The 3,601-nt window shown below is 65.8% G+C and carries 3 protein-coding genes and 1 pseudogene; 2 read left to right on the top strand and 2 right to left on the bottom strand.

Features of this window, described 5'->3' with window-relative positions; translation table 11 throughout:
- Window positions 1-244 (bottom strand): annotated as a pseudogene (locus QOC69_RS19575) (hypothetical protein); the annotation flags it as partial.
- 430 nt (window positions 245-674) lie between these two features.
- The gene (locus QOC69_RS19570) at window positions 675-1,025 is read right to left on the bottom strand and encodes an FYVE zinc finger domain-containing protein (protein WP_526442601.1); all 351 of its coding nucleotides are present in this window, start codon (window positions 1,023-1,025) and stop codon (window positions 675-677) included.
- Window positions 1,026-1,374: 349 nt separating this feature from the next.
- Between QOC69_RS19570 and QOC69_RS19565 the strand changes: the two genes are divergently transcribed.
- Together QOC69_RS19565 and QOC69_RS19560 are read left to right on the top strand one after the other, a co-directional pair.
- On the top strand, window positions 1,375-2,691 hold the full coding sequence (locus QOC69_RS19565) for a DUF1800 domain-containing protein (protein WP_526442599.1): 1,317 nt from the start codon (window positions 1,375-1,377) through the stop codon (window positions 2,689-2,691).
- A gap of 14 nt (window positions 2,692-2,705) precedes the next feature.
- Window positions 2,706-3,601 (top strand): DUF1501 domain-containing protein (locus tag QOC69_RS19560; RefSeq protein ID WP_526442597.1); only part of this gene is annotated, 896 nt, incomplete at its 3' end.

Here is a 3,601-nt window from a genome sequence, read left to right as displayed (position 1 = left end):
CGTGGGCGCGGCCATTCGCGACGACGACGGCGGACGGCTCACGGGCAGCGACGCCGCCGGTCACGGCCAGGCTCTTCGCGTTGAGCATGACGACGTTGTGGTCGCCGTAGTTGGTGACCACCAGGGTATCGCCGTCGACCGACATGTCGGCGATCGGGCCGCGACCGATGGTCGTTGCACCCAACAGGGCGGCGTTCGCGTTCTCCACTGTCACGCTGATCGCGCGCGCGAATATACTAGCCATGTTCAGGGCACCTCCGCCAGCTGCCATTTGCGCCGGCACTAGATTCGAATGTGGTCAGCGCCCGATGGGGCGCGGTCTTTGTCGAGTGTAGCGACGTAAAATCGGCTCCCGGTATTCCGCGGACGAGGTTTTGACGCCTGTCCCGCAAACCTCTCAGGCAGTACTTAAGAAACTCTTCGTTATGCGTCCGTTATCTTCGCCGAGCAACGGCATATCACCGCACTACCAGTGCGTTTCAGCGATCGGCAAGCGCCACTAGTTGTCCGCGACGGCTGCCGCAAAGTCCCCCGCCTTACCTTTGAAATCGAAATTGAGTGCTAGATCACAAGGCGACACGACAGCAAACTTCTGCCGAATTGCGCCACGGCTGACGGTAGTGACTGGTGTGGCAGTTGTGCAAAGGATCGGATTGGCGGTCCGACTTCCTGGCTTAGCCGTTCGCCCCGTATTCACTTGGAGTTGGCGTTTCCGACGAGACCCATCCCGCGAACCCGGCAGGGCGCACGCGGGCGCGCAGCCGTCCTGCGGCCCGGCCGAACGGAGTCAAGTACCTGCGCCAGAATGCGCCTCGCCGGACCTCCGGCGATGGCGGCGGAAGGGGCAGGGTCCGTTCAGCGGGCTGGGCAGGGGCGAGCGAACTCACCTCCGAGTACACCTCGCCACAGGAGCGGCAGTGCACCTCGTAGCGCACCACGTCGAGTTCGCTCTCGACGAAGGTGTAGTCGGCAATCGCAACACAACGCGGACAGCGCGCCGAGCCGCGCTCTACGACGACGCCCATGGGACCAACCTTCTTCTCGCTACCGGCGTCACGGATCAGCCCGCCACCATTGAAATACCCAGTTGCGCCCGTGGTAAATCACTCTTTCTCGGGCCGCGAGGTCCATGGTGGAGCCAGGACGGGCGTGCGCGCGTCGAACGAGGTGTCCCGATACCTGATCGGCGCTGAATCGAAACCCGGCGTGATGGGCCATCACTCCACTGCAGCAATCCGGCCTTGCGTCGCGCCCCATTTGCCGGACGACGGCGGATTCTTAGTGCTCCGGCGTGACGTCGGGGTTACGCTAACCGGGAATGGCGTTGTCCGAGGGGCCGCGCCAGCTCTTGTGGAGAGGATGGGTTGGCGACCCGTGTCTGGACAATCGCCGCGGTGGCAGGCCACCGCCCGACTACTGCGACGGACCGGTTTCGGCGCAACAGGGCCGCAGATCGACGCGGTCGCCAACCGGGACTGGTCGGTCTATCTCGAAACCGTCTTGACCCTCGACGCCGACCGCGACCCTGGCGCGGTTGCCACGCCGCTGCCCACCCCGGTGACCCCCGGACCGCCGGGCAGCGGCATCCGCGCCGCCGATCTGGAAGCGATCACCCTTGAACTGGCCCAGCAGATGCACGACCTGACCGGGTGGTGGGTGCGACGGATGGCGGCCGTCGAAGAGCCGATCCACGAGAAGCTGACTCTGTTGTGGCACAACCACTTTGCGACATCGGCGCAGAAAGTCCCGGTTGCCGAGTGGATGGGGATGCAGAACCAGAAGTTGCGCACCCTCAAACTGGGCGACTTCCGCACCCTGGCCGTCTCGATGCTGACCGACGCCGCGATGCTCTACTGGCTCGACGGCGCCAGCAACAGCGCGAAGAAGGCCAACGAGAACCTGTCGCGGGAATTCATGGAACTGTTCGCGCTCGGCCACGGGAACGGCTACACCGAGGCGGACGTGCAGGAGGGCGCGCGGGCCCTCACGGGGTGGGGCATCGGATATGGCGGCCGAACGGCGATGGCCTTGGAACAGCACGACTCGAACCTGAAGACCGTCCTCGGCGTCACTGGCAACTTCGATCACACTGCCTTTTGCGACGTCGTGCTGAGCCAGCCCCAATCCGCGGCGTACGTTGCTGGAAGGCTGTGGCGGCAACTCGCATCCGACCAACCACCGTCGCCGGCGACGCTGGACCGGTTGACCGCCGCGTACGGCCCACGCAGGGACCTCAAGGCGCTGACCAAGGCCATTCTGCTGGACCCCGAGTTCACCGCGAGCACCGGCACCATGGTCACCGCCCCCATCGAGTGGATGGTCGGCGTGATTCGAGCGCTCAAGGTGCCACTCGATCACCCGGGGTTGCTCGACGCGATCCTGGTGGCGCTGACCGTAATGCGACAGCGGCCCTTCTACCCGCCCGACGTCAACGGTTGGCCGCACGGCCAGGCGTGGCTGTCGACCACGAGCACCACGGCGCGGGTGTGGGCCGCCGAGAAGTTCTCCTCGCTGGGTGATCTGTCGACCGTGGAGGACGCCGCGACGGTCGACCGCATCGACGCCGCCGGCTACCTGATCGGCATCGGCGCGTGGACCGATCGCACCGCCGCCGCGCTCAAGGACCTCGTCGACGACCCGAAGCGGTTGGTTGCCTGCGCGGTCAACTCCCCTGAATACCTCACGGCGTAAGGGGGAATTCGACGATGCCAGAGTTGAACCGCCGCAAATTCCTGATCGCCGGTGCCGGCGTCGGGGCGGCGGGACTGCTGACCGGAGTCGTCGCGACCACCCTGCCCGAAATGCTCGCTGCCGCGCGCGAACGGCCGCTGCCCGTTGGCAGCGGGATCCTTGTCATCGTCACGCTCTACGGCGGCAACGACGGCATCAATACGGTCATCCCCTACACCAACAACGCCTACCACGACGCCCGGCCCGACTTGGCCTACGCGCCAGAAGAGGTCCTACCGCTCGACGGTCAGCTGGCACTGAACCCTGCGCTGAAGGGACTGGCCGGACTGTGGAGGAGCCGCAAGCTGGCCATCGTGCGTGGAGTGGGTTACCCGAACCCCGATCGCAGCCACTTCCGTTCGATGGACATCTGGCAGACGGCCTCACCGAAGGACCCGGTGCCGACCGGCTGGATCGGCCGCTGGTTGGACGCCGGTGGCGACGACCCCCTGCGCGCGGTCAACATCGGTGCCGTGCTGCCGCTCATGTCGATCGGCGAAAAGCAGGTCGCCTCAGCGCTTTCCGATACCATCCCGCGCATCCCCGACGGTATCGCGACGAGTCTCGCCGGTTTGAGCCAGGACGATCCGCGTGACACCCCGGCGATGTCTGCTGTACGCAGTAGCTATCGCGCTAGCAAGATCACGGAGCCCGAATTCGGCAGGGTGGTCAAGGGCATCGATCCCACCGCGGCGACGGAGAGCGCGGACGTGGATTCCCTGGAGGCTCAGCTCGATCTGGTGGCCCGGTGCGTCAAGGCTGCGGTGCCGACACGGGTGTACATGGTGTCGCTGAGCGGCTTCGACACCCACGCCGACGAGCGCGGGACCCAGGAGGAACTCCTCAAGACCGTCGACGAGGCCGTCACCCC

The organism is Mycobacterium sp. (genome assembly GCF_032162105.1).
Lineage (GTDB): Bacteria > Actinomycetota > Actinomycetes > Mycobacteriales > Mycobacteriaceae > Mycobacterium.
The sequence above is the reverse complement of the archived record's forward strand: the minus strand, read 5'-3'. Positions and strand labels throughout refer to the sequence as shown.

Bases quoted from the DNA above. Each gene is read 5' to 3' on its own strand.
- QOC69_RS19570 (WP_526442601.1), bottom strand. From the start codon at position 1,025: ATGGGCGTCGTCGTAGAGCGCGGCTCGGCGCGCTGTCCGCGTTGTGTT.